Source organism: Streptomyces sp. NPDC020299 (assembly GCF_044387825.1).
Lineage (GTDB): Bacteria > Actinomycetota > Actinomycetes > Streptomycetales > Streptomycetaceae > Streptomyces.
Map to the genome: position 1 here is coordinate 277,642 of NZ_JBIRWL010000004.1, position 21,680 is coordinate 299,321.

The following is a 21,680-nucleotide window of genomic DNA, read 5'->3' on the forward strand; positions in this document are numbered from 1 at the left end:
TGGCGTGGCGTGCGCAGCGATCAGTGGTGGCCGTGGCCGCTCGTGATCTCCTTGTACTCCTCCACACTCGGCTTCGGGATCTGGTTGTCCTCGCCGTAGTAGGCGTTGCTGAGCTTGGCGCGCAGCTTCTCGGAGCCCTTGATCTTCCGCTCGACGCCGTTCTCGTCGACCGTCGGGCCGATCTCGGCCGGCTCGTACTGGTTGTGAGCCGTGAGGGTGTGCAGCTGCTCCTGGCTGAGCGGCTCGTGGACCTCGATGAACTCACCGTGTGGCAGGCGCTTGATGATGCCGGTCTCGCGGCCGTGCAGCACCTTGTCGCGGTCGCGGCGCTGGAGGCCGAGGCAGATCCGCTTGGTGACGATGAACGCGATGACCGGTCCGGCGAAGAAGCCGATCCGGACGAACCAGGTGACGTCGTTGATCGACAGGTGGAAGTGCGTGGCCCACAGGTCGTTGCCGCCGCCGACGAGACCGATCATGTAGACGGTGATCCAGGCGACGCCGAACCCGGTACGGGTCGGGGCGTTGCGCGGGCGGTCCAGGATGTGGTGCTCGCTCTTGTCGCCGGTGACCCAGGACTCGATGAACGGGTAGAGCGCGATCGCCGCGAGCACGACGCCGAAGAGGACCAGCGGGATGAACACGCCCAGGACGAGCGTGTGGCCCCAGAGGTTGATCTCCCAGCCCGGCATGTAGCGGATCAGACCCTCGGCGAAGCCCATGTACCAGTCGGGCTGTGCGCCGGTGGACACCTGGTCCGGTCGGTAGGGGCCCATGGCCCAGATCGGGTTGATCTGGGCGATCGCCGCGATGGCCGCGATGACACCGAAGACCAGGAAGAAGAAGCCTCCGGCCTTGGCCATGTAGACCGGCAGCAGCGGCATGCCGACGACGTTCTTGTTGCTCTTGCCGGGACCCGCGAACTGCGTGTGCTTGTGGTAGAAGACCAGGATCAGGTGGCCGACGACCAGGCCGAGCATGATGCCCGGCAGCAGCAGGATGTGGATCGAGTAGAACCGGGCCACGAAGTCGTGGCCGGGGAACTCGCCGCCGAAGAGGAAGAACGAGATGTACGTGCCGACGATCGGCATGGACAGGATCGCGCCCTCGGTGAAGCGGACACCGGTGCCGGAGAGCAGGTCGTCCGGGAGCGAGTAACCGGTGAAGCCGGTGAACATGCCCAGGACGAACAGCAGGAAGCCGAACAGCCAGTTGATCTCACGCGGCTTGCGGAACGCGCCGGTGAAGAACACGCGCATCATGTGCACGAACATGCCGGCCAGGAAGATCAGCGCGGCCCAGTGGTGGATCTGCCGGATGAGCAGACCACCGCGCACGTCGAAGGAGATGTGCAGGGTCGAGCTGAACGCCTCGCTCATCAGCTGGCCCTGCAGCGGGACGTAGCTGCCGTGGTACTCCACCTCGTTCATCGACGGGTGGAAGAACAGCGTCAGGTACACACCCGTGAGGATGATGATGAGGAAGCTGTAGAGGCAGACCTCACCCAACATGAACGACCAGTGGTCGGGGAAGATCTTGCGCATGTTGGCCTTGGCCAGGGAGTAGATCCCGAGCCGGCCGTCGGCCCAGTCGGCGACGCGCTCGCCGGCCGGTGCCTTCCCGCGGGGGCGGCCCGCCGCGTCAGCGGCAGGTGAATTCGTTTCGTTGGCTGAAGTATTCATCCGCGCTCCCAGAATGCAGGACCGACGGGCTCCTCGAAGTCGCCGAGGGCCTGGAGGTAACCGTCGCCGTTCACACCGATGCGGAGCTGGGGCAGGGCGTGACCGGCGGGGCCGAAGATCACTCGGGCACCGTCGGAGAGGTCGAAGGTGGACTGGTGGCACGGGCACAGCACGTGGTGCGTCTGCTGCTCGTACAGGGAGATCGGGCAACCGACGTGGGTGCAGATCTTCGAGTACGCGACGATGCCCTCGTGCGACCACTCGAGCTCGCGCTTGTCCTTGATGTTGTCCGGCTGGAGCCGGATGATCATCAGGGCCGCCTTGGCGATCTCGTTCTGGAAATCCTCCTGCGCCTCCTCCAGCCCGTCGGGCTTGGCGAAGGTGAGGGAGCCGACCTGCACGTCCTCGGGACGCAGCGGCAGGTTGGTGTTCACGTTGACCAGCAGCTTGCCCTTGGACCAGATCGTGTGGCGGAGCTTGGTCTGGGGCAGCGGACCGAGGTCACGCAGCAGGACGACGCCGGAGAGCGGCACCAGGGTGAGCGCGCCGAGCATCGTGTTGCGGATCAGCTTGCGGCGGCCGAGCGCCGACTCCTGGGCGCCCAGCTTGAAGTCGGCGTGGACCTTCGCCCGGACCTCGGGGGAGGCCGCGATCGGGTGACGCTCGTCTGCGACCTCCACGTCGGACATCAGGGTGCGGGCCCAGTGGACCGCGCCCGCGCCGATGGTGAACAGCGCCGTGCCGAGGCACAGGCCCAGCGCGAAGTTGAGCGCGCTGATGTGCCCGATCGGGAAGACGAAGATGTTCTTGTCGGCCGGGATCGTCACGTAGGACGCGATGAAGCCGATCGTGGCCAGCATCGACACCGTGAACAGCAGGGCGACCATGCGCTCGGACCGCTTGGCGGCCCGCTCGTCGATGTCCTGGATCCGGTGCTCGTGCGGCGGCAGCCCCGGGTCGGCGAACGGGTTCTTCTCGTCCGCGACGTCCACGGCGCCGTGCGTGTGGTCCTGCTCGGCGGGCAGGTTCTCTTCTGGAATGTCTTGGCTACTCATGACTTCTTGGCCTTTGCGGTCCGAGCGGCGACCCAGACGGCGACCGCGACAAGTGCGCCGAGACCGAAGATCCACGCGAACAGACCCTCGCTGACCGGCCCGAGGCCGCCCAGCTCCAGACCGCCGGGGTTCGTCGTCTCATCGCCGTTGACCGCGTGCAGGTACGCGATGATGTCCTTCTTGTTCTTCTCCGACATCGTGGTGTCGGGGAAGGACGGCATGTTCTGCGGGCCGGTCTGCATGGCCTCGTAGATGTGCTTCGGGTCGACGCCGTCCAGGGACGGGGCGAACTTGCCCTTGGTCAGCGCACCACCCTTGCCGATGAAGTTGTGGCACTGCGCGCAGTTGGTGCGGAACAGCTCGCCACCCTTGGCGATGTCGCCGTCACCCGGGCTGTACTGCTCCGAGGTCGGCACGTTCGGGCCGGCGCCCAGGGAGGCGACGAACGCCGCCAGCTGGTCGATCTGGGCCTGGGTGTAGATGTTCTTCTTCTTAGGGACCTGCGCGCCCTGCGAGGTGGCGGCCGGCATACGGCCGGTGCCGACCTGGAAGTCGACGGCCGCGGCGCCCACGCCCACCAGGCTCGGCCCGTCGGAGGAGCCCTGGCCACCGGTGCCGTGGCAGCTGGCGCAACCGACCTCGTAGAGCTTCTTGCCCTCTTCGATGGTCAGGGACTGGGAGGACTCGTCGGCCTGCGCCTTGCTCGCGGGCGCGAACGCGGCGTACAGCCCCCCAGTGGCCGCCAGCGCGAGGAGTAGGACGACGACCGCCGCCAGCGGATGGCGTCGTCGTGCGGAGAGCTTTTTCACGGATTACCCCGGTGTCAGGATCTTCTGCGTCGATGCTTCTGGATGTGCGGGAGCGGTCCCGGCTACTTGATCAGGTAGATCGTGGCGAAAAGGCCGATCCAGACGACATCGACGAAGTGCCAGTAGTAGGACACGACGATCGCGGCGGTCGCCTGCTCGTGCGTGAACCTCTTCGCCGCGTAGGTGCGGCCGAGGACCAGCAGGAAGGCGATGAGACCACCCGTCACGTGCATGCCGTGGAACCCGGTGGTCAGGTAGAACACCGAGCCGTACGGGTCGGAGGAGAGCGAGAGCCCGTCCTTCTTCACCAGCTCGGTGTACTCGAAGATCTGGCCGCCGATGAAGATCGCACCCATCACGAACGTGACGATGAACCAGCCCCGGAGCTTCTTCACGTCACCGCGCTCGGCCGCGAACACGCCGAGCTGGCAGGTGAGCGAGGAGAGCACCAGGATCGTGGTGTTCGTCGCCGAGAACGGAAGGTTCAGGCTGGAGGCCATCTCCTTCCAGTGATCGGGACCCGTCACCGATCGCAGGGTGAAGTACATCGCGAAGAGGGCCGCGAAGAACATCAGCTCGGAACTCAGCCAGATGATGGTTCCGACGCTGGTGAGGTTCGGCCGGTTGACCGACGGGTGCGCGTGCCCGGTTTCTACTGTCGTTGCTGTCGCCACGACCGACATTATGTCGGTCGCTTATCTCGCCCTCACTCCGGGGGGTGCCGTTCGGAGTGTTCGCAGGGTGTGCAGTGCCCGTATGGCCCAGCAGACGGTCTTTCCCCGTCGTGTCCGGACCAGTGTTGACAGGGTGTCTGAGGGGGTGTCCGAGGGGGTAGCATCCGCCGCATCGGTCCTGTTCGTACGACGGCGTACGCCCTGTGTATCGGAGGAACCATGCAGCCGACCGCCACGGTGCTGGTCTACAGCGACGACTCCAACACCCGCGAGCAGGTCCGGCTCGCCACCGGGCGCCGGCCGGCCCCGGACGCGCCCGTGGTGGAGTTCCTGGAGTGCGCGACGCCCGCGGCGGTACTCGCGGAGCTGGACAAGGGCGGCATCGACGTCTGCGTCCTGGACGGCGAGGCCGTGCCCATGGGGGGCATGGGGATGTGCCGGCAGATCAAGGACGAGATCTTCAACTGCCCGCCGGTGCTGCTGCTGATCGGGCGCCCGCAGGACGCCTGGCTGGCGACATGGAGCCGGGCCGACGCGGCGGTGACGCTGCCGGTCGACCCGGTGGAGTTCGCCTCGGCGCTGGCCTCCCTGCTGCGCAAGAAGAAGCTGCAGAGCGCCTGACGGCCAGGGCCAGACAGGCCTTGGGGGCGCGGCCCGGCCGCGCCCCTTGCGCTTCTGCCCTCACACCGCCGTCGGCTGGAGTCTCAGCGCGTCCTGCGGGGCCGGGCCGTCCGGCTTGCCGTTGGTCAGGGCGCTGCCGGTGCGCCACTTGTTCCAGTCGAGGTTCCAGTCACCGAAGCCGTTGCCGAAGGGCTCCATCGTGTGACCGCCCGAGTTGACGACCTTGACGATGTCACCCGGGTGGACGGTGTCGAAGAACCACTCCGCGTTGGACGTGCTCATGCCCGTACAGCCGTGGCTGACGTTCGCGTAGCCCTGGGAGCCGACGGACCAGGGGGCGGCGTGCACGTACTCGCCGGACCAGGTGACGCGGGTGGCGTAGTAGACCGGCAGGTCGTAGGAGTCGGAGGTGCCCTCGGCGATGCCGACGGTGCTGCCGCGCATACGTACGTACTGCTGCTTCTCCAGGACGACCTTGACGCCGTTGCGGGTCTCGAAGCCGGGCTTTCCGGTGGTGATGGGGATCTGGTTGATCACCGCGCCGTTCTTGTAGACCGTCATCTGGTGGGATGACGCGTCCGTGACGGCCTCGATCCGGTCGCCGATGGTGAGCGTCAGCGGCTTGGCGGTGCCGCCCAGGAGGCGGTCGTTGATCCGCACGCCGTCCAGGTTGCTGTGCACCCGCAGGGTGGCGTGCGCGGGCCAGTACTCCTTGGGCCGGTAGTGGAGTTCCTTGCCGTTCACCCAGTACCAGGAGCCGGCCACGGCCGGGACGGAGTCGACCCTGAGGGCGCGCTCCACGACGGCCCGCTGCGCCTTGTCCTTGACCTCCTGGTTCAGCTTCGCCGTGATGGGCTGGCCGACGCCGTACGCGCCCGCGTCGGGCCCGAAGGCGACGTCCAGGCGCTTGGTGGTGCTGGGCAGGCTGGTGTCGAAGGTGAGGGTCCGGCGGCCGGGCGCCCCGTCCTCGTCCTCCGTGCTGATCCGCACCGTGTAGTGGGCGTTGGCGGCCAGCGGGGCGGTGCTGTGCCAGCGGCTGCCGTCGGCGGCGAGTTCGCCCGCCACATAGCGTCCCGTGGCGTCCACGGCGGTGACGTCGGTGATACGCCCGTCGTCCTCTGCGGTGACCTCCAGGGGCTTGTCCGGGTCGGCCTTCTTCCCGTCGCCGGTGACACCGCTGAAGGAGATCTGGTCCGCCGCGTCGTACGGCTTGTCCGCCAGGGGGTTGCCGTCCGATCCGCAGGCGGTGACGCCCGCGCCGAGGGCGGCCATCAGCAGGGCGCAGCTGACGACGGTGCGGGTGCGCGGAGAAATGCTCATGAGCTCAACGTAAGGAGCTTCCCCGGCCCGGGCGCGCTGGGTGGAGCGGACGGGGGAAGGGCCGCGCGCGGGGCCGTGCGGGAACGCCGGGAGCCCGGACCTCCTCGCGGAGTGTCCGGGCTCCCGGTGCGCGCTATGACTTCGGCGTACTACTGGGTGCGGTTCTCACCGTGGTAGTACTCGAAGACCCAGCCGAACAGGCCGATCATGATGATCGGTGCCGCGAAGTAGATCAGCCACCAGCCGACCGCGATGCTGAGGAACGCGATCGCACCGCCGGTGCCGAGCATGAGCGGCTGCCAGCTGTGCGGGCTGAAGAAGCCCAGCTCGCCCGCGTCGTCCGCGACATCGGCCTCCTTGTCGTCCTGGGCACCCGCGTCGACCCGCTTGGCGGTGAAGCCCAGGTAGAAGCCGATCATGATGCACAGGCCGAAGGCCAGGAAGAGCGCGGTGGTACCCGCCGGCTCCTTCGACCACACGCCGTACACGCAGGCGATGATCAGGACGAAAATGCTCAGCCAGAAGAACATCCGGCCCTGGATCTTCACTTGCCGGCCTCCTTGCTGCCCGCGATGGCGCTGCTGCTGCCGTGACCGGCGTGCTCGAGCTGCTCAAGAGCGGCGATCTCGGGGTGGTGCAGGTCGAACGCCGGGGATTCGCTGCGGATCCGCGGCAGGGTGAGGAAGTTGTGCCGCGGCGGCGGGCAGGAGGTCGCCCACTCGAGCGAACGGCCGTAGCCCCACGGGTCGTCGACGCCGACCGGCTTGCCGTACTTGGCCGTCTTCCACACGTTGTAGAGGAACGGCAGGATCGACAGGCCGAGCACGAACGAGCTGATGGTCGAGACCGTGTTCAGGGCGGTGAAGCCGTCGGCCGCGAGGTAGTCCGCGTACCGGCGGGGCATGCCCTCGGCGCCCAGCCAGTGCTGGACCAGGAAGGTGCCGTGGAAGCCGATGAACAGCGTCCAGAAGGTGATCTTGCCGAGGCGCTCGTCGAGCATCTTGCCGGTGAACTTCGGCCACCAGAAGTGGAAGCCGGAGAACATCGCGAAGACGACGGTGCCGAAGACGACGTAGTGGAAGTGCGCCACCACGAAGTACGAGTCCGAGACGTGGAAGTCCATCGGCGGCGAGGCCAGGATGACACCGGTCAGACCACCGAACGTGAAGGTGATCAGGAAGCCGGTCGCCCAGAGCATCGGGGTCTCGAAGCTCAGCGAGCCCTTCCACATGGTGCCGATCCAGTTGAAGAACTTCACACCGGTCGGGACCGCGATCAGGAAGGTCATGAAGGAGAAGAACGGCAGGAGCACGCCACCGGTGACGTACATGTGGTGCGCCCACACCGTCACGGACAGACCGGCGATCGAGATGGTCGCGGCGATCAGGCCCATGTAGCCGAACATCGGCTTGCGGCTGAAGACCGGGATGACCTCGGAAATGATGCCGAAGAACGGTAGCGCGATGATGTACACCTCTGGATGGCCGAAGAACCAGAAGAGGTGTTGCCACAGTAGTGATCCGCCGTTGGCGGCGTCGAAGACGTGGGCACCGAACTTCCGGTCCGCCTCCAGGGCGAACAGCGCGGCGGCCAGGACCGGGAAGGCCAGCAGGACCAGGACACCGGTCAGCAGCACGTTCCAGGTGAAGATCGGCATGCGGAACATGGTCATGCCCGGCGCGCGCATGCAGATGATCGTGGTGATGAAGTTGACCGAGCCGAGGATCGTGCCGAAGCCGGAGAAGGCCAGACCCATGATCCACATGTCGGCGCCGACGCCGGGGCTGCGGATCGCGTCCGACAGCGGGGCGTAGGCGAACCAGCCGAAGTCGGCCGCACCCTGCGGGGTGAGGAAGCCGGCCACCGCGATCAGCGAGCCGAACAGGTACAGCCAGTAGGCGAACATGTTCAGCCGCGGGAACGCCACGTCGGGCGCGCCGATCTGCAGCGGCATGATCCAGTTCGTGAAACCGGCGAACAGCGGCGTCGCGAACATCAGCAGCATGATCGTGCCGTGCATCGTGAACGCCTGGTTGAACTGCTCGTTCGACATGAACTGCAGGCCCGGCCGGGCCAGCTCGGCGCGCATGAGCAGAGCCATGACGCCGCCGATGATGAAGAACGCGAACGACGTGACGAGGTAGAGCGTGCCGATCGTCTTGTGGTCGGTGGTCGTCAGCCACTTCACCACGACGTTGCCGGGTTGCTTGCGCCTTACCGGCAGCTCGTTCTCGTAAGAGTCAGCCGCCGCGGCACCCTGGGGTTCGTTGAGGATGCTCACAGGTTGTTCGTCTCCCGGTTCTTCTCGTGGCTCGTCTGCGCGATGCCGGCGGGAATGTAACCGGTCTGCCCCTTCTTGACGAGGTCCTTGAGGTGCTGCTCGTACGCCGCCGGGGAGACGACCTTCACGTTGAACAGCATCCGGGAGTGGTCGACGCCGCAGAGCTCGGCGCACTTGCCCCTGAAGGTGCCGTAGGCGTTCGGAGTCACCTGGAAGGCGTTGGTGTGGCCCGGGATGACGTCCTGCTTCATCAGGAACGGCAGCACCCAGAAGGAGTGGATGACGTCACGCGAGGTCAGGACGAAGCGGACCGTCTTGCCCTTGGGCAGCCACAGCGTCGGACCCGGGTTGTGGGTCTCCGGGTTCTTCGTGCCGGGCGTGCCGACGTCGTAGACACCGCCCGCGTTCGCCGGGAAGTCGGTCTTGAACCGGTCCGGGATCGCGTTCAGCTGCGGGTCGGTCTTGGCGTTTCCGGTGGAACCGGGCACGTCCTCGATGTAGTTGAAGCCCCAGCTCCACTGGAAGCCGACGACGTTGACGGTGACGTCGGGCTTCTTGGAGAGGTCCAGGAGCTTCGACTCGTCACGGGCCGTGAAGTAGAAGAGCACCGAGATGATGATGATCGGGACCACCGTGTACAGCGCCTCGATGGGCATGTTGTACCGGGTCTGCGGAGGTACCTCGATCTTGGTGCGGCTGCGCCGGTGGAACATGGCGCTCCACAGGATCAGGCCCCACACCAGCACGCCGACGGCGAGCGCGGCAGCCCAGGAACCCTGCCACAGGGAGAGGATCCGCGGAGCCTCTTCCGTGGTCGGGGTGGGCATGCCAAGGCGGGGGAAGTCCTTGTATGTGCAACCGGTTGCGGTCGCCAGGACCAGGCCCGCGGTCATTGCCTGCAGCAGCTTCCGCCGCATCGGGCGCCGCGGCGAGCGGTCGGAGCCGTTGGGACTCACGTAGCGCCTTCCCGAGAGTCTCGCCCGCGCTGGTTGGCTGCGGCCTTCTCGCTGGTCGGTCGCCGCCCTGCGTCGGGCAGGGGTTTGATGTTTATGCGGACCAAACCCTACTGGACGCCTTCCGGCGGGTCGCGGGGAGGGGGGCCTAGTGGCTGGGGAGGTTAGCTTGTTTGGCGGCTGCGGGTTTTTTGTGGCTGGTCGCGCCCACGCGGCGGAGCCGAAATCGACACAGCCCCGCGCCCCTTTGGGGCGCTGCACCCGAGGGTCGTCATAGCGTTTACGTATGTCCTATTTCGACGCTGCATCCTCCGTTCCTCTCCATCCCGTCGCCCGTCAGGCGTTGTTGGCCTCCCTGGATGAGGGGTGGGCCGACCCCTCTCGGCTCTATCGGGAGGGACGTCGGGCACGGATGTTGTTGGACGCCGCGCGGGAAGCCGCCGCGGAGGCTGTTGGGTGTCGGGTGGACGAGCTGACGTTCACCTCCTCCGGGACCAGGGCCGTGCACGGTGGGATGGCGGGGGCGTTGGCGGGGCGGCGGCGGGTCGGACGTCACCTGATCGTGTCAGCCGTCGAGCATTCGTCGGTCCTCCATTCGGCGGACAGGCATGAAGCGGACGGCGGCACGGTCACGCAGGTCGCCGTGGGCCGTACGGGCTCGGTGGCCGTCGACGCGTACGGGGACGCCCTCCGGCCCGACACCGCGCTCGCCTGTCTGCAGTCGGCCAACCACGAGGTGGGGACCGTGCAGCCGGTGGCGGAGGTGGCCGAGGTGTGCCGGGCGGCGGGGGTGCCGCTGCTGGTGGACGCGGCGCAGTCGCTGGGGTGGGGCCGGGTCGAGGGTGGCTGGTCGCTGCTGACGGCGAGTGCGCACAAGTGGGGCGGCCCGTCCGGGGTGGGGCTGCTGGTGGTCCGCAAGGGGGTGCGGTTCGCGCCGCAAGGGCCGGTGGACGAGCGGGAGTCGGGGCGGGCGTCCGGCTTCGAGAACCTCCCGGCGATCGTGGCCGCGGCGGCCTCGCTGCGGGCGGTGCGGGCGGAGGCCGCCCAGGAGGCGGCACGGCTGCGGGAGCTGACGGGGCGGATCCGCGCACGGGTGCCCAAGGCGGTGCCGGACGTGGAGGTGGTGGGCGATCCGGAGCGGCGGCTGCCCGGGATCGTCACCTTCTCCTGTCTCTATGTCGACGGGGAGACCCTGCTGCACGAGCTGGACCGGGCCGGCTTCTCCGTCTCGTCCGGTTCGTCCTGTACGAGCAGCACCCTGACGCCCAGCCATGTGCTCAAGGCGATGGGGGTGCTGAGCGAGGGCAACGTCCGGGTGTCGCTGCCGCCGGGGGCGGCCGAGGAGGACGTGGAGCGGTTCCTGTCGGTGCTGCCGGGCGTGGTGGCGGGGGTGCGGGAGAAGCTCGGGGCGCCGGTGCCCGCCGCGGCGGTCGTACGGGCGGACGAGGTGGTCGTCGACTCGCTCGGCAAGCGCTGCCCGATCCCGGTCATCGAGCTGGCGAAGGTCATCGGGGACGTGCCGGTGGGCGGCACGGTCCGGGTCCTCTCCGACGACGAGGCGGCCCGCCTCGACATCCCGGCGTGGTGCGAGATGCGCGGGCAGGAGTACGTCGGTGAGGAGCCGGCGGACCACGGTTCGGCGTACGTGGTCCGCCGTATCGCGTGACTAGGCGAGGTGCTGCTGGACCTCGGCGGCGGCCTCGTGGCCGTAGGCCTTGGTGAAGCGGTCCATGAAGTGGGCGCGGCGCAGCGTGTACTCCTGGGTGCCGACGGTCTCGATGACCAGGGTCGCGAGCATGCAGCCGACCTGGGCGGCGCGCTCGTGGGAGACGCCCCAGGCGAGGCCGGAGAGGAAGCCGGCGCGGAAGGCGTCGCCGACGCCGGTGGGGTCGGCCTTGCGCTCCTCCTCGGGGCAGCCGACCTCGACCGTGTCCTCACCGGACCGTTCGATGCGGACGCCCTGTGAGCCGAGGGTGGTGACCCGGTGGCCGACCTTGCCCAGGATCTCCTCGTCGGTCCAGCCCGTCTTGGACTCGATGAGGCCCTTCTCGTACTCGTTGGAGAACAGGTACGTCGCCCCGTCCAGCAGTATCCGGATCTCCTCGCCGTCCATGCGGGCGATCTGCTGGGAGAAGTCGGCGGCGAACGGGATGTTCCGCGAGCGGCACTCCTCGGTGTGGCGGAGCATCCCCTCGGGGTCGTCGGCGCCGATCAGGACCAGGTCCAGGCCGCCGACGCGGTCGGCGACGGTCTTGAGCTCGATCAGCCGGGCCTCGCTCATGGCGCCGGTGTAGAAGGAGCCGATCTGGTTGTGGTCGGTGTCGGTGGTGCACACGAAGCGGGCGGTGTGCAGGGTCTCGGAGATGCGCACCGACTCGGTGTCCACGCCGTGCCGCTCCAGCCAGGCGCGGTACTCGTCGAAGTCGAAGCCCGCGGCGCCGACCAGGATCGGCCGGGTGCCGAGCTGTCCCATGCCGAAGGCGATGTTCGCGCCGACGCCGCCACGGCGGACGTCGAGGTTGTCGACCAGGAAGGAGAGGGAGACCGTGTGCAGCTGGTCCGCGACCAGCTGGTCGGCGAAGCGGCCGGGGAAGGTCATGAGGTGGTCGGTGGCGATGGAGCCGGTGACTGCGATGCGCACGGCGAGGATTCTCCTGAGGGAGGCGGTTTGACAGTTCACGCTACCCGGTCCGGCCGTTCACACCACCTGTTCCGGCCGAGGTGCGAGAACGGGAAAACTACCCGATAGTAGATCTTTATCCGCTGACGTCACATGCTTACGGTGCCGCTATGACGAACCTCAAGGTCCACGCCCCCGTTCCGGCCGACCTCGACGGCGACCTGGCGTCGCTGCGCGGTGACTGCGCCCGGATGGCTCCGCACTGGGCGGTGGCGGACCGGGACTCCTCCGTTCCCGTGCCCCCCTCGCTGATCCACGGTGTGACCGTCCCCGTGACCTCCGCGCGGCTGCTGGACGCCATGTCGGACTACGGCGACTGATTCATCCGCTCCGTTCGAGGGAACCGCTCGCTCCCCCGCCGCGTCCCATCGCCGTCCCCCGTGGAGGGGATGCGGGATACGACCCAGCAAGGAGCGATGCGGTGAACACCGAGCGACCCGACAACGACGACGCGGCCGCGGCGGAGAACCGGATTCCGGAGGCCGGGACCACGCCCGAGCATGGAGCCGAGGGGGAGCCCGAGGCGGCGGCGGCAGCTGGCGCGGAGCCGGAAGCCTCGCCCGAGCCGGAGGCCGTATCCGAACAGCCGGAAGCCGCGTCCGAAGCGGCGGCGGAGCCGAAGCCGGAAGCCGTGCCCGAGCCCGAAGCCGTATCCGAGGCGGCGGAGCCGGAGCCCCCGATCGTGGCCGAGGTGGCCGACGACGAACTTCCCCGGGACGACGAGGTCCCCCGGGACGGGGTTCACGGCGAGGCCGATGACGAGCGGCCCGCCCGTCGCCGCTCCCCCGCGGTCATCGCCTCCGTCGCCGCCGCCGTACTGCTGCTCGGTGGCGGCGGGGCGTACCTCACGGCCACCGCGAACGGCGCCTCGGGCGGCGGTACGGGGTCCGCGGCCTCCGGTGGGACTCCCCCGCCCCTCACCCTGGACGGCTCCTCGGAGGGCATCGCGCCCGGTGAGCCCAACCCGTACGGCGTCACCTACAAGGCCACCGGCACCCTTCCCGACGGCCCCGGCTCGGCGCCGGTGTACCGGGCCGGCGGCGAGGTCACCAAGGACGAGGTGGCCCGGCTGGCGAAGGCACTGGGCGTCGACGGCACCCCGGTGGCCGAGGGGGAGACCTGGCGGGTCGGCTCCGGGAAGGACGGGTCCGGGCCGAGTCTCCAGGTCAACAAGGAGGCGCCGGGCACCTGGACGTTCAGCCGCTACGCGCCCGGCACCGACAACTGCAAGAAGATCACCGTCTGCACGCAGGACCCCGCCAACCCGGCCACCGACGGGGTGAGCGAGTCGGCCGCGAAGAAGGCGGCGGCGCCGGTGCTCAAGGCTGTCGGCCAGGAGGACGCCAAGGTGGACGCGAGCCAGGTCATGGGCGCCCAGCGGGTGGTGAACGCCGACCCCGTGGTGGGTGGGCTGCCCACCTACGGCTGGGCTACCGGTCTGACCGTCGGCAAGCAGGGCGAGGTGGTCGGCGGCCACGGTGAGCTCAAGGCGCCGGTGAAGGGGGACACGTATCCCGTCCTGAGCGCCGGGAAGACGCTGAGCCTGATGAACGCGTCGCCCGGGACCGACCACCGGATGGGCATCGGCGGTTGCGCCACTCCCGTACCGCAGAAGGACCGGCTGGAGCAGCCGTGCGGGTCGGGGGCGGCTTCAGGGTCGGCCGTGCCTGCGCCTTCGCGCGAGACGGTCACCGTGGAGAAGGCGGTGTTCGGGCTGGCCGCGCACTCCGTCGACGGCCGGCAGGCGCTGGTGCCGTCCTGGCTCTTCCAGACGCGGGGGTCGGCGGACACCTTCACGGTGACACATCCGGCCGTCGACCCGAAGTACCTGGCGTCGCCGGGCAGCACACAGTCGGGTACGCAGCCGGGCACGCCGTCGGGGTCTCCGACCGAGAAGCCCGTGACGGTGACCGGCTACAGCGTCGCGGGCGACGACGTGACCGTGGCGTTCGAGGGCGGGGTGTGCGCCGACTACAAGGCGTCGGCCGCCGAGGACTCCGGCAAGGTGACCGTCACGGTGACCGAGAAGCCCTGGCCGAACAAGATCTGCGTGATGATCGCCAAGGTCTACCACCGGACCGTGCACCTGGACCAGCCGCTCGGCGACCGGAAGGTGGTCGGCTCGGACGGCCAGGAGATCCAGAAGGAGCTCCCGGGCACCCGCCTGCCGAAGACGTCATAGGCCCGTAGGCCGGGTCACAGGCCCAGGAGACGCGCGAAGGCGGCGGCCCCGTCGGAGGGGGCCGCCGCCTTCGCGCTGTGCGCGGTGTCCGTCGCGCGTGCGCGGCTCAGCTGAAGGAGTCGCCGCAGGCGCAGGAGCCGGTCGCGTTCGGGTTGTCGATCGTGAAGCCCTGCTTCTCGATCGTGTCCACGAAGTCGACGGTGGCGCCGCCCAGGTACGGGGCGCTCATCCGGTCGGTGACCACCTTGACGCCGCCGAAGTCCTTCTCGACGTCGCCGTCGAGCGAACGCTCGTCGAAGAAGAGCTGGTAGCGCAGGCCGGAGCAGCCGCCGGGCTGGACGGCGACGCGCAGGGCGAGGTCGTCACGGCCTTCCTGGTCGAGCAGGGCCTTGACCTTCTCAGCGGCGGCTTCGGTCAGGATGATGCCGTCGGTGACGGTGCTGGTCTCGTCCGATACGGACATCTACATCTCTCCCGGGTTGTACGGAGACTGCTTGCCGACGGTTGCAACCGGCGGGGCCGCGGATTCATTCCGGGCCGAGCGTTTGTCTTGTCGTTCCCTTCTCATGCTCGCACATGCGGTTGGAAGCGGAAAACGCCTCACCGGCGCCCATCGGCACCCGGCCGGGATTCACGTCACATCGACGCAATGACCATCGTCAAAGTGACGTGAAGCGGGTTATGATAGATAACGTCAATTCGACGAAAAATAGAGAAACCCAGAAAGGGTGCGTGCCGTGACCACCGCCCAAACCCCGGAGCTCGACGTACAGCCGTCCCCGCTCGCCCTGCTGCTGCTCGGCCGTGAGGCCGACCCGAAGAGCGAGCGGGGTGTCGAGTGCCCCGGCGACCTGCCCTCGCCGTCCGACCCCGACCTGGTCGAGCGCGCCCGCGCGGCCAAGGCGAAGCTCGGCGACAAGGTCTTCGTGCTCGGCCACCACTACCAGCGCGACGAGGTCATCCAGTTCGCCGATGTCACAGGCGACTCCTTCAAGCTGGCCCGGGACGCGGCCGCGCGCCCGGAGGCCGAGTACATCGTCTTCTGCGGTGTGCACTTCATGGCCGAGTCGGCCGACATCCTCACCTCCGACGACCAGAAGGTCGTCCTGCCCGACCTCGCCGCCGGCTGCTCCATGGCCGACATGGCGACGGCCGAGCAGGTGGCGGAGTGCTGGGACGTCCTGACGGAGGCCGGCATCGCCGAGCAGGTGGTGCCCGTCTCGTACATGAACTCCTCCGCGGACATCAAGGCGTTCACCGGCAAGCACGGCGGCACCATCTGCACGTCGTCCAACGCGAAGCGGGCCCTGGACTGGGCCTTCGAACAGGGCGAGAAGGTCCTCTTCCTCCCGGACCAGCACCTCGGCCGCAACACCGCCGTCCGCGACATGGGCATGTCCCTGGACGACTGCGTGCTCTACAACCCGCACAAGCCGAACGGCGGCCTGACCGCCGACGAGCTGCGCGCCGCCAAGATGATCCTGTGGCGCGGCCACTGCTCGGTCCACGGCCGCTTCAGCCTCGACTCGGTGAACGACGTGCGCGCCCGCATCCCCGGCGTCAACGTCCTGGTCCACCCCGAGTGCAAGCACGAGGTCGTGGCCGCGGCCGACTACGTCGGCTCCACGGAGTACATCATCAAGGCCCTGGAGGCCGCCCCGGCCGGCTCCAAGTGGGCCATCGGCACGGAGCTGAACCTGGTCCGCCGCCTGGCGAACCGTTTCGCACCCGAGGGCAAGGAGATCGTCTTCCTCGACAAGACGGTCTGCTTCTGCTCGACCATGAACCGCATCGACCTCCCCCACCTGGTCTGGACCCTGGAGTCCCTCGCCGAGGGCAACCTCGTCAACCGCATCGAGGTCGACAGGGAGACGGAGACCTTCGCGAAGCTGGCCCTGGAGCGGATGCTGGCGCTGCCGTAGCTCGGTTGCTCGCCTGTGCTGGGAGATGCCCCTTCCTGGACGGAAGGGGCATCTTCGGGTTCAGCGCTTGAGCGTGAAGGTGAAGTCGCCGGAGAGCTTGCCGCTGAGCCGCACCGCCGAAACGAGCTTCCCCTTCGCGATCAGTCTCTCGACCTCGGCCCGTGAAAGACCGCAGCCTTCAGCGATCAGTCGCACCGGCCGGACGGGGATCCGCGCCGCGAAGCGGACCGACACGTCGATCACCTCGCGGTCGAGGTGGTCCGGTCCGCCGGTGTCGAGGCACCAGGCGTCGTCCCAGTCGAGGGCGATGCGATTACGGCGCCGCACGACCGGATCCTGGAGCAGCTCAGCTGCCAGGCCCGGGTCGTTGTCATGCATTCGGTCCAGCAGTTCAGGCCGTACGGAGCGCACGTTCACCCGCTCCAGGACCGTGAGCTTCGTGGTGTCCCCGCAAGCGGTACAGAGCGCGAGGAGCCAGGCGTCGATGAGCTTGTGGTTCGCGTTGACGCGGAACTTACCGCTCGTCAGGAAGCGCTCGGACGCGCACGCGTGGCAACGGCGGAGAACGAGCGGCAGGCAGGTGGGCATGACCACCCAGATGTTGAGCACAGAAGTACACCGGTTTCAGTGAGAAATCCGCAGCAAAAAGCAGCGCGGCGCAGATGCGCGACGCGCGACCGATCAGCTCTCGGGAGGTCTCACAGGGTGTACAACGGCACGTCCTTTACTCGACGACTCGGTTCGGCAGCACGCTAACGGCGCACAACTGCGCTGCACCACTGGTTTACGGCGGGGCAGGCCCTACCCTCCCAACCGCACCCCCCGGCTCACCGCCACCCGCAACGCATCCTCCAACGCCTCCGCCAGTCGCACCCCGGCGAACCGCAACTCCCCGCTTCCCGCACCCGGTTCACCCAGCACCCCGCGCGCCAGCCCGAGCACCACCTCGGCCCCCTCCAGTAACTCCGCCTCCACGGCATCCGCAAGCTGCGACAGCCGACTGTCGGGGTCATCCGTACTGAGGTAGCAAGGCAGCCCCTCCGCCGTTTTCCACGGCAGCAACCGCAGCGAAGCACCCGTACCGTCACGCAGCATCCGACGCCTCTCCTTTCCGAAACCGCCCCATCGGCACACTCAGCACCGACATGATTACCCAGTGCGCACACATCATTGCCGTACGCACTCACCGCAGGTAGGGACCGCCCCGTCCCACTCCGCGAATCGGGACAACGGAGAGGCAGAACAATGACGTTCAAGCCGCAGACACTCACCCCGTACCTCTCGGCCCGCCACTACTTCGGCGCCGAACAACGCCGTCACCGGGAGGTCGCGGGTCTTTCCCTCGTCCAGCTCGCCGGCATCGTGAACTCCAGCAAGAGCACGCTCGCGCGTATCGAGACGGCGGAGTTGATGCCGCCCCCGGATCTGCCGGACCGCCTGGACGCCGCGTTCGGCTCGGACAGGCACTTTCACGGGCTGTACGAACTTGCCAAGCGGGAGGCTCACCCGGACCAGTACCGCCGGTTCATGGACTTCGAGGCGCAGGCTGAAGTCATCGAGAACTTCGGCGCGCAGGCTCTCCCAGGGCTGCTTCAGACCAGGGAGTACGCCGAAGCCCAACTCAGCCTCCAGGAAGAGTTGCCCCGAGAGAAGGTGGAGGAGCTCGTCAACGCCCGCATGTCCCGCAAGGACCGCCTCCACTCGTCTCAACGCCCCCTGCGCTGGGCGATCATCGACGAGGCTGCCCTCCGACGTCCGGTCGGCGACAGCGAATGCATGCACAAACAACTGGCCTCGCTGCTCACGCAGGTGGATACTCCGGACAGCAAGGTCCAGGTAATGCCCTTCAGCGCAGGCGCGCACTACTTGACGGGCGGCGCACTGACCCTGCTGACGCTTCCCAACGGCTCCACCATGGCCTACGAAGAGGGCATCGAGCTCGGTCACCTCTATGAGGACCGGGAATCGACGAAGAAGTGGCGACGGCGGTACGAAGTACTCCGGGCCAACGCCCTCTCGCCGGCCGCCTCGGCGGAGCTGATCCGACAGGCGATGGAGGACTACAAGCCATGCGACACACCCCCGAGTTGAGCTCCGCCCGTTGGCGCAGGAGCAGTTACAGCAACGCCAACGGGGGCGAATGCGTAGAAATCACCGAGGACTTCCCCGGCCTCGTCCCCGTCCGCGACAGCAAGACCCCCCACGGCCCCGTACTCGTCGTCCCAGCCCCCGCCTGGGACGCATTCGTCGCCACGCTCAAGCAGTAGTCGTCACTCCGCCCGCGGCCGCACCAGCCCCGACTCATAGGCGATCACCACGAGCTGCGCCCGGTCCCGGGCCCCCAGCTTGGCCATCGCACGGTTCACGTGGGTCTTCACGGTCAGCGGGCTGACCTCCAGCCGTTCCGCGATCTCGTCGTTGGAGTGGCCGCCGGCGACCTGCACCAGCACCTCCCGCTCCCGCCCGGTGAGCGCCGCGAGGCGTTGCGCGCGGGCCGGGTCGTGGTCGTCGTCGGCCGCGTCGCCCTGGGCGAGGAAGCGGGCGATGAGACCCTTGGTGGCCGTCGGGGAGAGCAGGGCCTCTCCCTCGGCGGCCACCCGGATGGCGTTGAGGAGTTCCTCCGGTTCGCTGCCCTTGCCCAGGAAGCCGGAGGCACCTGCCCGCAGTGCCTGCACCACGTAGTCGTCGACCTCGAAGGTCGTGAGGATGACGACCCGGACATGCGTCAGCCCAGGGTCCGCGCTGATGAGGCGGGTGGCCGCCAGCCCGTCCGTGCCCGGCATGCGGATGTCCATCAGCACGACGTCAGCCCGGTGGTGAGAGGCCAGCCGCACGGCTTCCGCGCCGTCCGACGCCTCCCCGACCACCTCCATGTCCGGCTCGGAGTCGACGAGCACTCTGAAGGCGCTGCGCAGCAGTGCCTGGTCGTCGGCCAGCAGGACGCGGATGGTCATGCGGAGTCTCCCGGGGCGGCGGTGCCGGTCTTGACCGGCAGGATGGCATGGACGCGGAACCCGCCGCCGTAGCGGGGGCCGGTGGTGAGGGTGCCGCGCAGGGCGGTGGCGCGCTCGCGCATGCCGAGCAGGCCGTGGCCCCCGCCCGAGACAGCGGGCTCGTTCTCGCCCGGGTGGCCGTCGTCGAGGACCGTGACCTCGATGTTCGGGCCGACGCGGACCACGCTGACCTCGGCCTTGGCGTCGGTGCCCGCGTGCTTCTGCACGTTGGTGAGGGCTTCCTGGATGATGCGGTACGCGGCGAGGTCGACGGCGGCGGGCAGTTCGGTGCCCTGGTCGGCGCGGGCGACCTCGACCGGGAGACCGGCGTTGCGGAAGGTGTCGGCGAGGTCTTCGAGGCCGCTGAGGCCGGGGGCGGGTTCGGTGGGGGCCTTCGGGTCGCCGGACTGGCGGAGCAGGCCGACGGTGGCGCGGAGTTCGTCGAGGGCGGAGCGACTGGCCTCGCGGACATGGGCCAGGGCCTCTTTCGCCTGGTCGGGGCGCTTGTCCATGACGTGGGCGGCGACTCCGGCCTGGACGTTGACCAGGGCGATGTGGTGGGCGACGACGTCGTGCAGGTCGCGGGCGATGCGCAGGCGTTCCTCGGCGACCCGGCGGCGGGCCTCCTCCTCGCGGGTGCGTTCGGCGCGTTCGGCGCGTTCGCGGATGGCCTGGACGACCGCGCGGCGGCTGCGGACGGCGTCTCCGGCGGTGGCGCCGATGCCGGTCCAGGCGAGGATGGCGAGGTTCTCCTGGGCGTACCAGGGCAGGGGGCCGCCGAGCATGGCGGCGCCGGTCAGCACGGTCATGGTGAGCAGGCCCGCGCGCCAGGTGGTGGCGCGGTCGGTGGTCGAGGCGACGGTGTAGAGGGCGACCACGGCGGACATCGCGACCGGGGCGCGGGGGTCGCCGGTGACGCATTCGATCAGGGAGACGGTGCCGGTGACGGCGAGGACCGTCTTGGGGGCGCTGCGGCGGAAGACGAGGGCCGCGGCGCCGATGGTGATGAGCAGCAGGCTGAGCGGGTCGGGGCTGTGGACGCCCCAGGCGACGTCGTTCCCGTCCTGCGGGGTCACGAAGGACCCCACGACCATGCAGATGAGCACGCCCGCCGCGAGTGCCGCGTCCAGTGCGAGGGGGTGTGCCTGGAGGCGGCATCTGGCGCGGTCGAGGGTGCTCACACTGCTCACGCTGCTCTCACACTGCTCACACCGTGAACGGTACGGACAGTCCGGTCAGCCCGGGATCAGGCCGTCGTCGCTCAGCAGTTCCCGGACCTCCTCCAGCGTCGCGTCGGGTGACGGGAGGATGAGGTCGGAGGGGTCCAGGGAGTCGTCGGGGACGGGCTCGCCGAGGTCGCGGACCTTGGTGAGGAGGGCCCGGAGGGTGCGGCGGAAGCCGGGGCCGTCGCCGTTCTCCATCTCGGCCAGCAGCTCGTCGTCGAGCTTGTTCAGTTCGGTGAGGTGGCTGTCCGCCAGCCGCACCTGCCCCTCCCCCATGATCCGTACGATCATGTCGGCCATGTCGCCCTCCAGGCTGTGGCTGTCGGCGCTCGGGCTACTGCTTGTCGAAGCGCGGGGTGTCCTGCGGCTGCTGGGACTGCGCCTGGCCGGTGCCGCCCTCGATCGCCTGCTGGGGCGCGCCTCCGGCCAGCTCGGCCTTCATGCGCTGGAGTTCCAGCTCCACATCCGTACCACCGGAGAGCCGGTCCAGCTCGGCGGCGATGTCGTCCTTGGCCGTGCCGGTGGGGTCGTCGAGGGCGCCCGAGGCGAGGAGCTCGTCGATGGCGCCGGCCCGGGCCTGGAGCTGCTGGGTCTTGTCCTCGGCGCGCTGGATGGCCAGGCCGACGTCGCCCATCTCCTCGGAGATGCCGGTGAAGGCCTCGCCGATGCGGGTCTGCGCCTGGGCGGCGGTGTAGGTGGCCTTGATGGTCTCCTTCTTCGTACGGAAGGCGTCGACCTTGGCCTGGAGCCGCTGGGCCGCGAGGGTGAGCTTCTCCTCCTCGCCCTGGAGGGTGGTGTGCTGCGTCTCCAGGTCCGTCACCTGCTGCTGGAGCGCGGCGCGGCGGGAGAGCGCCTCGCGGGCCAGGTCCTCGCGGCCGAGCGCGAGCGCCTTGCGGCCCTGGTCCTCCAGCTTGGTCGACTGCGACTGGAGCTGGTTGAGCTGGAGCTCCAGGCGCTTGCGGGAGGTGGCCACGTCGGCGACGCCGCGGCGGACCTTCTGGAGCAGCTCCAGCTGCTTCTGGTACGAGTAATCGAGGGTCTCGCGCGGGTCCTCGGCCCGGTCAAGGGCCTTGTTCGCCTTCGCGCGGAAGATCATCCCCATACGCTTCATGACACCGCTCATGGGCTTCGCGCGCCCCCTTCTGACGGACTCCAGCTCACAGATCCTGCGACAGAACCCACAGTACGGGCCCTGCATCTATTACCGCACTGTTCGGGGACGGATGCGCTCATCCCCAAGGACGACTGCGTACGGCTCCGCTCCGGCGTAGGGAGTAGGTGGCTC

Annotated in this window: 23 protein-coding genes; 7 read left to right on the forward strand and 16 right to left on the reverse strand. The window is 68.7% G+C overall.

Annotated elements, in window-relative coordinates:
* Positions 1 to 20: 20 nt before the first annotated feature.
* The 4 genes from ACH45E_RS12635 to ACH45E_RS12650 all read right to left on the reverse strand — a co-directional run bounded on the left by ACH45E_RS12635 (position 21) and on the right by ACH45E_RS12650 (position 4,229).
* Complete coding sequence (locus ACH45E_RS12635; RefSeq protein ID WP_361437521.1) at positions 21 to 1,682, reverse strand: cytochrome bc complex cytochrome b subunit; 1,662 nt, start codon at positions 1,680 to 1,682, stop codon at positions 21 to 23.
* Positions 1,679 to 2,737, reverse strand: a complete 1,059-nt coding sequence (locus tag ACH45E_RS12640) for a Rieske 2Fe-2S domain-containing protein (protein ID WP_361437523.1) — start codon at positions 2,735 to 2,737, stop codon at positions 1,679 to 1,681. The genes ACH45E_RS12635 and ACH45E_RS12640 overlap by 4 nt, the downstream gene beginning before the upstream one ends.
* Complete coding sequence (locus tag ACH45E_RS12645; RefSeq protein ID WP_361437525.1) at positions 2,734 to 3,546, reverse strand: c-type cytochrome; 813 nt, start codon at positions 3,544 to 3,546, stop codon at positions 2,734 to 2,736. Before ACH45E_RS12645 ends, ACH45E_RS12640 begins: the two co-directional genes overlap by 4 nt.
* Positions 3,547 to 3,608: 62 nt before the next feature.
* Entirely contained in the window at positions 3,609 to 4,229 is a 621-nt protein-coding gene (locus tag ACH45E_RS12650) for a heme-copper oxidase subunit III (RefSeq protein ID WP_361437528.1), read from the reverse strand.
* 210 nt (positions 4,230 to 4,439) lie between these two features.
* Here ACH45E_RS12650 and ACH45E_RS12655 point away from each other — a divergent pair, with 210 nt between their 5' ends.
* Positions 4,440 to 4,841 (forward strand): hypothetical protein, encoded by a 402-nt coding sequence (locus ACH45E_RS12655; protein ID WP_361437530.1) that lies wholly within the window; start codon positions 4,440 to 4,442, stop codon positions 4,839 to 4,841.
* A 60-nt stretch (positions 4,842 to 4,901) separates the two neighbouring features.
* On the opposite strand, the gene ACH45E_RS12660 is transcribed toward ACH45E_RS12655, so the two are convergent.
* The 4 genes from ACH45E_RS12660 to coxB form a co-directional block, all read right to left on the reverse strand.
* Positions 4,902 to 6,161, reverse strand: a complete 1,260-nt coding sequence (locus tag ACH45E_RS12660; protein WP_361437532.1) for an Ig-like domain-containing protein — start codon at positions 6,159 to 6,161, stop codon at positions 4,902 to 4,904.
* Positions 6,162 to 6,310: 149 nt separating this feature from the next.
* Positions 6,311 to 6,709: a cytochrome c oxidase subunit 4 gene (locus ACH45E_RS12665; protein ID WP_361437535.1), complete on the reverse strand. Its 399-nt coding sequence runs from the start codon at positions 6,707 to 6,709 to the stop codon at positions 6,311 to 6,313.
* Positions 6,706 to 8,442, reverse strand: a complete 1,737-nt coding sequence (gene ctaD, locus ACH45E_RS12670) for a cytochrome c oxidase subunit I (protein WP_361437537.1) — start codon at positions 8,440 to 8,442, stop codon at positions 6,706 to 6,708. Before ctaD ends, ACH45E_RS12665 begins: the two co-directional genes overlap by 4 nt.
* Positions 8,439 to 9,398 carry a cytochrome c oxidase subunit II gene (gene coxB, locus ACH45E_RS12675; protein WP_361437539.1) on the reverse strand — a complete coding sequence of 320 codons (960 nt, stop codon included), beginning with the start codon at positions 9,396 to 9,398 and terminating at the stop codon, positions 8,439 to 8,441. The genes ctaD and coxB overlap by 4 nt, the downstream gene beginning before the upstream one ends.
* Positions 9,399 to 9,681: 283 nt before the next feature.
* On the opposite strand from coxB, the gene ACH45E_RS12680 reads away from it, so the two are divergent.
* Positions 9,682 to 11,061 carry an aminotransferase class V-fold PLP-dependent enzyme gene (locus ACH45E_RS12680; RefSeq protein WP_361437541.1) on the forward strand — a complete coding sequence of 460 codons (1,380 nt, stop codon included), beginning with the start codon at positions 9,682 to 9,684 and terminating at the stop codon, positions 11,059 to 11,061.
* On the opposite strand, the gene ACH45E_RS12685 is transcribed toward ACH45E_RS12680, so the two are convergent.
* The gene (locus tag ACH45E_RS12685) at positions 11,062 to 12,036 is read right to left on the reverse strand and encodes a carbohydrate kinase family protein (RefSeq protein WP_361437543.1); all 975 of its coding nucleotides are present in this window, start codon (positions 12,034 to 12,036) and stop codon (positions 11,062 to 11,064) included. It abuts the gene before it with no gap.
* A 149-nt stretch (positions 12,037 to 12,185) separates the two neighbouring features.
* Here ACH45E_RS12685 and ACH45E_RS12690 point away from each other — a divergent pair, with 149 nt between their 5' ends.
* Both ACH45E_RS12690 and ACH45E_RS12695 read left to right on the forward strand, forming a co-directional pair.
* Positions 12,186 to 12,395, forward strand: a complete 210-nt coding sequence (locus ACH45E_RS12690) for a hypothetical protein (RefSeq protein WP_361437546.1) — start codon at positions 12,186 to 12,188, stop codon at positions 12,393 to 12,395.
* Between the two features lie 101 nt (positions 12,396 to 12,496).
* Positions 12,497 to 14,257, forward strand: coding sequence for a hypothetical protein (locus ACH45E_RS12695; protein ID WP_361437548.1), 1,761 nt, complete (start codon positions 12,497 to 12,499; stop codon positions 14,255 to 14,257).
* Between the two features lie 106 nt (positions 14,258 to 14,363).
* Here the strand turns inward: ACH45E_RS12695 and ACH45E_RS12700 are convergent, their stop codons facing one another.
* Positions 14,364 to 14,720, reverse strand: coding sequence for an iron-sulfur cluster assembly accessory protein (locus tag ACH45E_RS12700; RefSeq protein WP_361437550.1), 357 nt, complete (start codon positions 14,718 to 14,720; stop codon positions 14,364 to 14,366).
* A gap of 274 nt (positions 14,721 to 14,994) precedes the next feature.
* On the opposite strand from ACH45E_RS12700, the gene nadA reads away from it, so the two are divergent.
* The gene (gene nadA / locus ACH45E_RS12705) at positions 14,995 to 16,179 is read left to right on the forward strand and encodes a quinolinate synthase NadA (RefSeq protein ID WP_361437553.1); all 1,185 of its coding nucleotides are present in this window, start codon (positions 14,995 to 14,997) and stop codon (positions 16,177 to 16,179) included.
* A gap of 60 nt (positions 16,180 to 16,239) precedes the next feature.
* On the opposite strand, the gene ACH45E_RS12710 is transcribed toward nadA, so the two are convergent.
* Together ACH45E_RS12710 and ACH45E_RS12715 are read right to left on the reverse strand one after the other, a co-directional pair.
* Positions 16,240 to 16,788: a DUF1062 domain-containing protein gene (locus tag ACH45E_RS12710; protein ID WP_361437555.1), complete on the reverse strand. Its 549-nt coding sequence runs from the start codon at positions 16,786 to 16,788 to the stop codon at positions 16,240 to 16,242.
* Positions 16,789 to 16,980: 192 nt separating this feature from the next.
* Positions 16,981 to 17,274 carry a hypothetical protein gene (locus tag ACH45E_RS12715; protein ID WP_361437557.1) on the reverse strand — a complete coding sequence of 98 codons (294 nt, stop codon included), beginning with the start codon at positions 17,272 to 17,274 and terminating at the stop codon, positions 16,981 to 16,983.
* A gap of 150 nt (positions 17,275 to 17,424) precedes the next feature.
* Between ACH45E_RS12715 and ACH45E_RS12720 the strand changes: the two genes are divergently transcribed.
* Positions 17,425 to 18,270 (forward strand): helix-turn-helix transcriptional regulator, encoded by an 846-nt coding sequence (locus tag ACH45E_RS12720; protein WP_361437559.1) that lies wholly within the window; start codon positions 17,425 to 17,427, stop codon positions 18,268 to 18,270.
* Positions 18,249 to 18,446 carry a DUF397 domain-containing protein gene (locus ACH45E_RS12725; RefSeq protein WP_361437561.1) on the forward strand — a complete coding sequence of 66 codons (198 nt, stop codon included), beginning with the start codon at positions 18,249 to 18,251 and terminating at the stop codon, positions 18,444 to 18,446. The genes ACH45E_RS12720 and ACH45E_RS12725 overlap by 22 nt, the downstream gene beginning before the upstream one ends.
* 3 nt (positions 18,447 to 18,449) lie before the next feature.
* Here the strand turns inward: ACH45E_RS12725 and ACH45E_RS12730 are convergent, their stop codons facing one another.
* The 4 genes from ACH45E_RS12730 to ACH45E_RS12745 are packed head-to-tail and all read right to left on the reverse strand — an operon-like array spanning position 18,450 to position 21,518.
* Entirely contained in the window at positions 18,450 to 19,133 is a 684-nt protein-coding gene (locus ACH45E_RS12730; RefSeq protein WP_361437563.1) for a response regulator transcription factor, read from the reverse strand.
* The gene (locus ACH45E_RS12735) at positions 19,130 to 20,353 is read right to left on the reverse strand and encodes a sensor histidine kinase (RefSeq protein WP_361437565.1); all 1,224 of its coding nucleotides are present in this window, start codon (positions 20,351 to 20,353) and stop codon (positions 19,130 to 19,132) included. The genes ACH45E_RS12730 and ACH45E_RS12735 overlap by 4 nt, the downstream gene beginning before the upstream one ends.
* Positions 20,354 to 20,407: 54 nt before the next feature.
* The gene (locus tag ACH45E_RS12740; protein ID WP_361438210.1) at positions 20,408 to 20,686 is read right to left on the reverse strand and encodes a hypothetical protein; all 279 of its coding nucleotides are present in this window, start codon (positions 20,684 to 20,686) and stop codon (positions 20,408 to 20,410) included.
* A 43-nt stretch (positions 20,687 to 20,729) separates the two neighbouring features.
* Positions 20,730 to 21,518 (reverse strand): PspA/IM30 family protein, encoded by a 789-nt coding sequence (locus ACH45E_RS12745; RefSeq protein ID WP_361437567.1) that lies wholly within the window; start codon positions 21,516 to 21,518, stop codon positions 20,730 to 20,732.
* Positions 21,519 to 21,680 lie beyond the last annotated feature (162 nt).

Coding starts and splice junctions, on each gene's coding strand:
- ACH45E_RS12640 (WP_361437523.1), bottom strand. CDS start 2,737: ATGAGTAGCCAAGACATTCCAGAAGAGAACCTGCCCGCCGAGCAGGAC.
- ACH45E_RS12660 (WP_361437532.1), bottom strand. CDS start 6,161: ATGAGCATTTCTCCGCGCACCCGCACCGTCGTCAGCTGCGCCCTGCTG.
- ACH45E_RS12745 (WP_361437567.1), bottom strand. CDS start 21,518: ATGAGCGGTGTCATGAAGCGTATGGGGATGATCTTCCGCGCGAAGGCG.
- ACH45E_RS12700 (WP_361437550.1), bottom strand. CDS start 14,720: ATGTCCGTATCGGACGAGACCAGCACCGTCACCGACGGCATCATCCTG.
- ACH45E_RS12680 (WP_361437541.1), top strand. CDS start 9,682: ATGTCCTATTTCGACGCTGCATCCTCCGTTCCTCTCCATCCCGTCGCC.
- ACH45E_RS12655 (WP_361437530.1), top strand. CDS start 4,440: ATGCAGCCGACCGCCACGGTGCTGGTCTACAGCGACGACTCCAACACC.
- ACH45E_RS12650 (WP_361437528.1), bottom strand. CDS start 4,229: ATGTCGGTCGTGGCGACAGCAACGACAGTAGAAACCGGGCACGCGCAC.
- ACH45E_RS12690 (WP_361437546.1), top strand. CDS start 12,186: ATGACGAACCTCAAGGTCCACGCCCCCGTTCCGGCCGACCTCGACGGC.
- ACH45E_RS12725 (WP_361437561.1), top strand. CDS start 18,249: ATGCGACACACCCCCGAGTTGAGCTCCGCCCGTTGGCGCAGGAGCAGT.
- ACH45E_RS12730 (WP_361437563.1), bottom strand. CDS start 19,133: ATGACCATCCGCGTCCTGCTGGCCGACGACCAGGCACTGCTGCGCAGC.
- ACH45E_RS12635 (WP_361437521.1), bottom strand. CDS start 1,682: ATGAATACTTCAGCCAACGAAACGAATTCACCTGCCGCTGACGCGGCG.
- ACH45E_RS12720 (WP_361437559.1), top strand. CDS start 17,425: ATGACGTTCAAGCCGCAGACACTCACCCCGTACCTCTCGGCCCGCCAC.
- ACH45E_RS12740 (WP_361438210.1), bottom strand. CDS start 20,686: ATGATCGTACGGATCATGGGGGAGGGGCAGGTGCGGCTGGCGGACAGC.
- ACH45E_RS12715 (WP_361437557.1), bottom strand. CDS start 17,274: ATGCTGCGTGACGGTACGGGTGCTTCGCTGCGGTTGCTGCCGTGGAAA.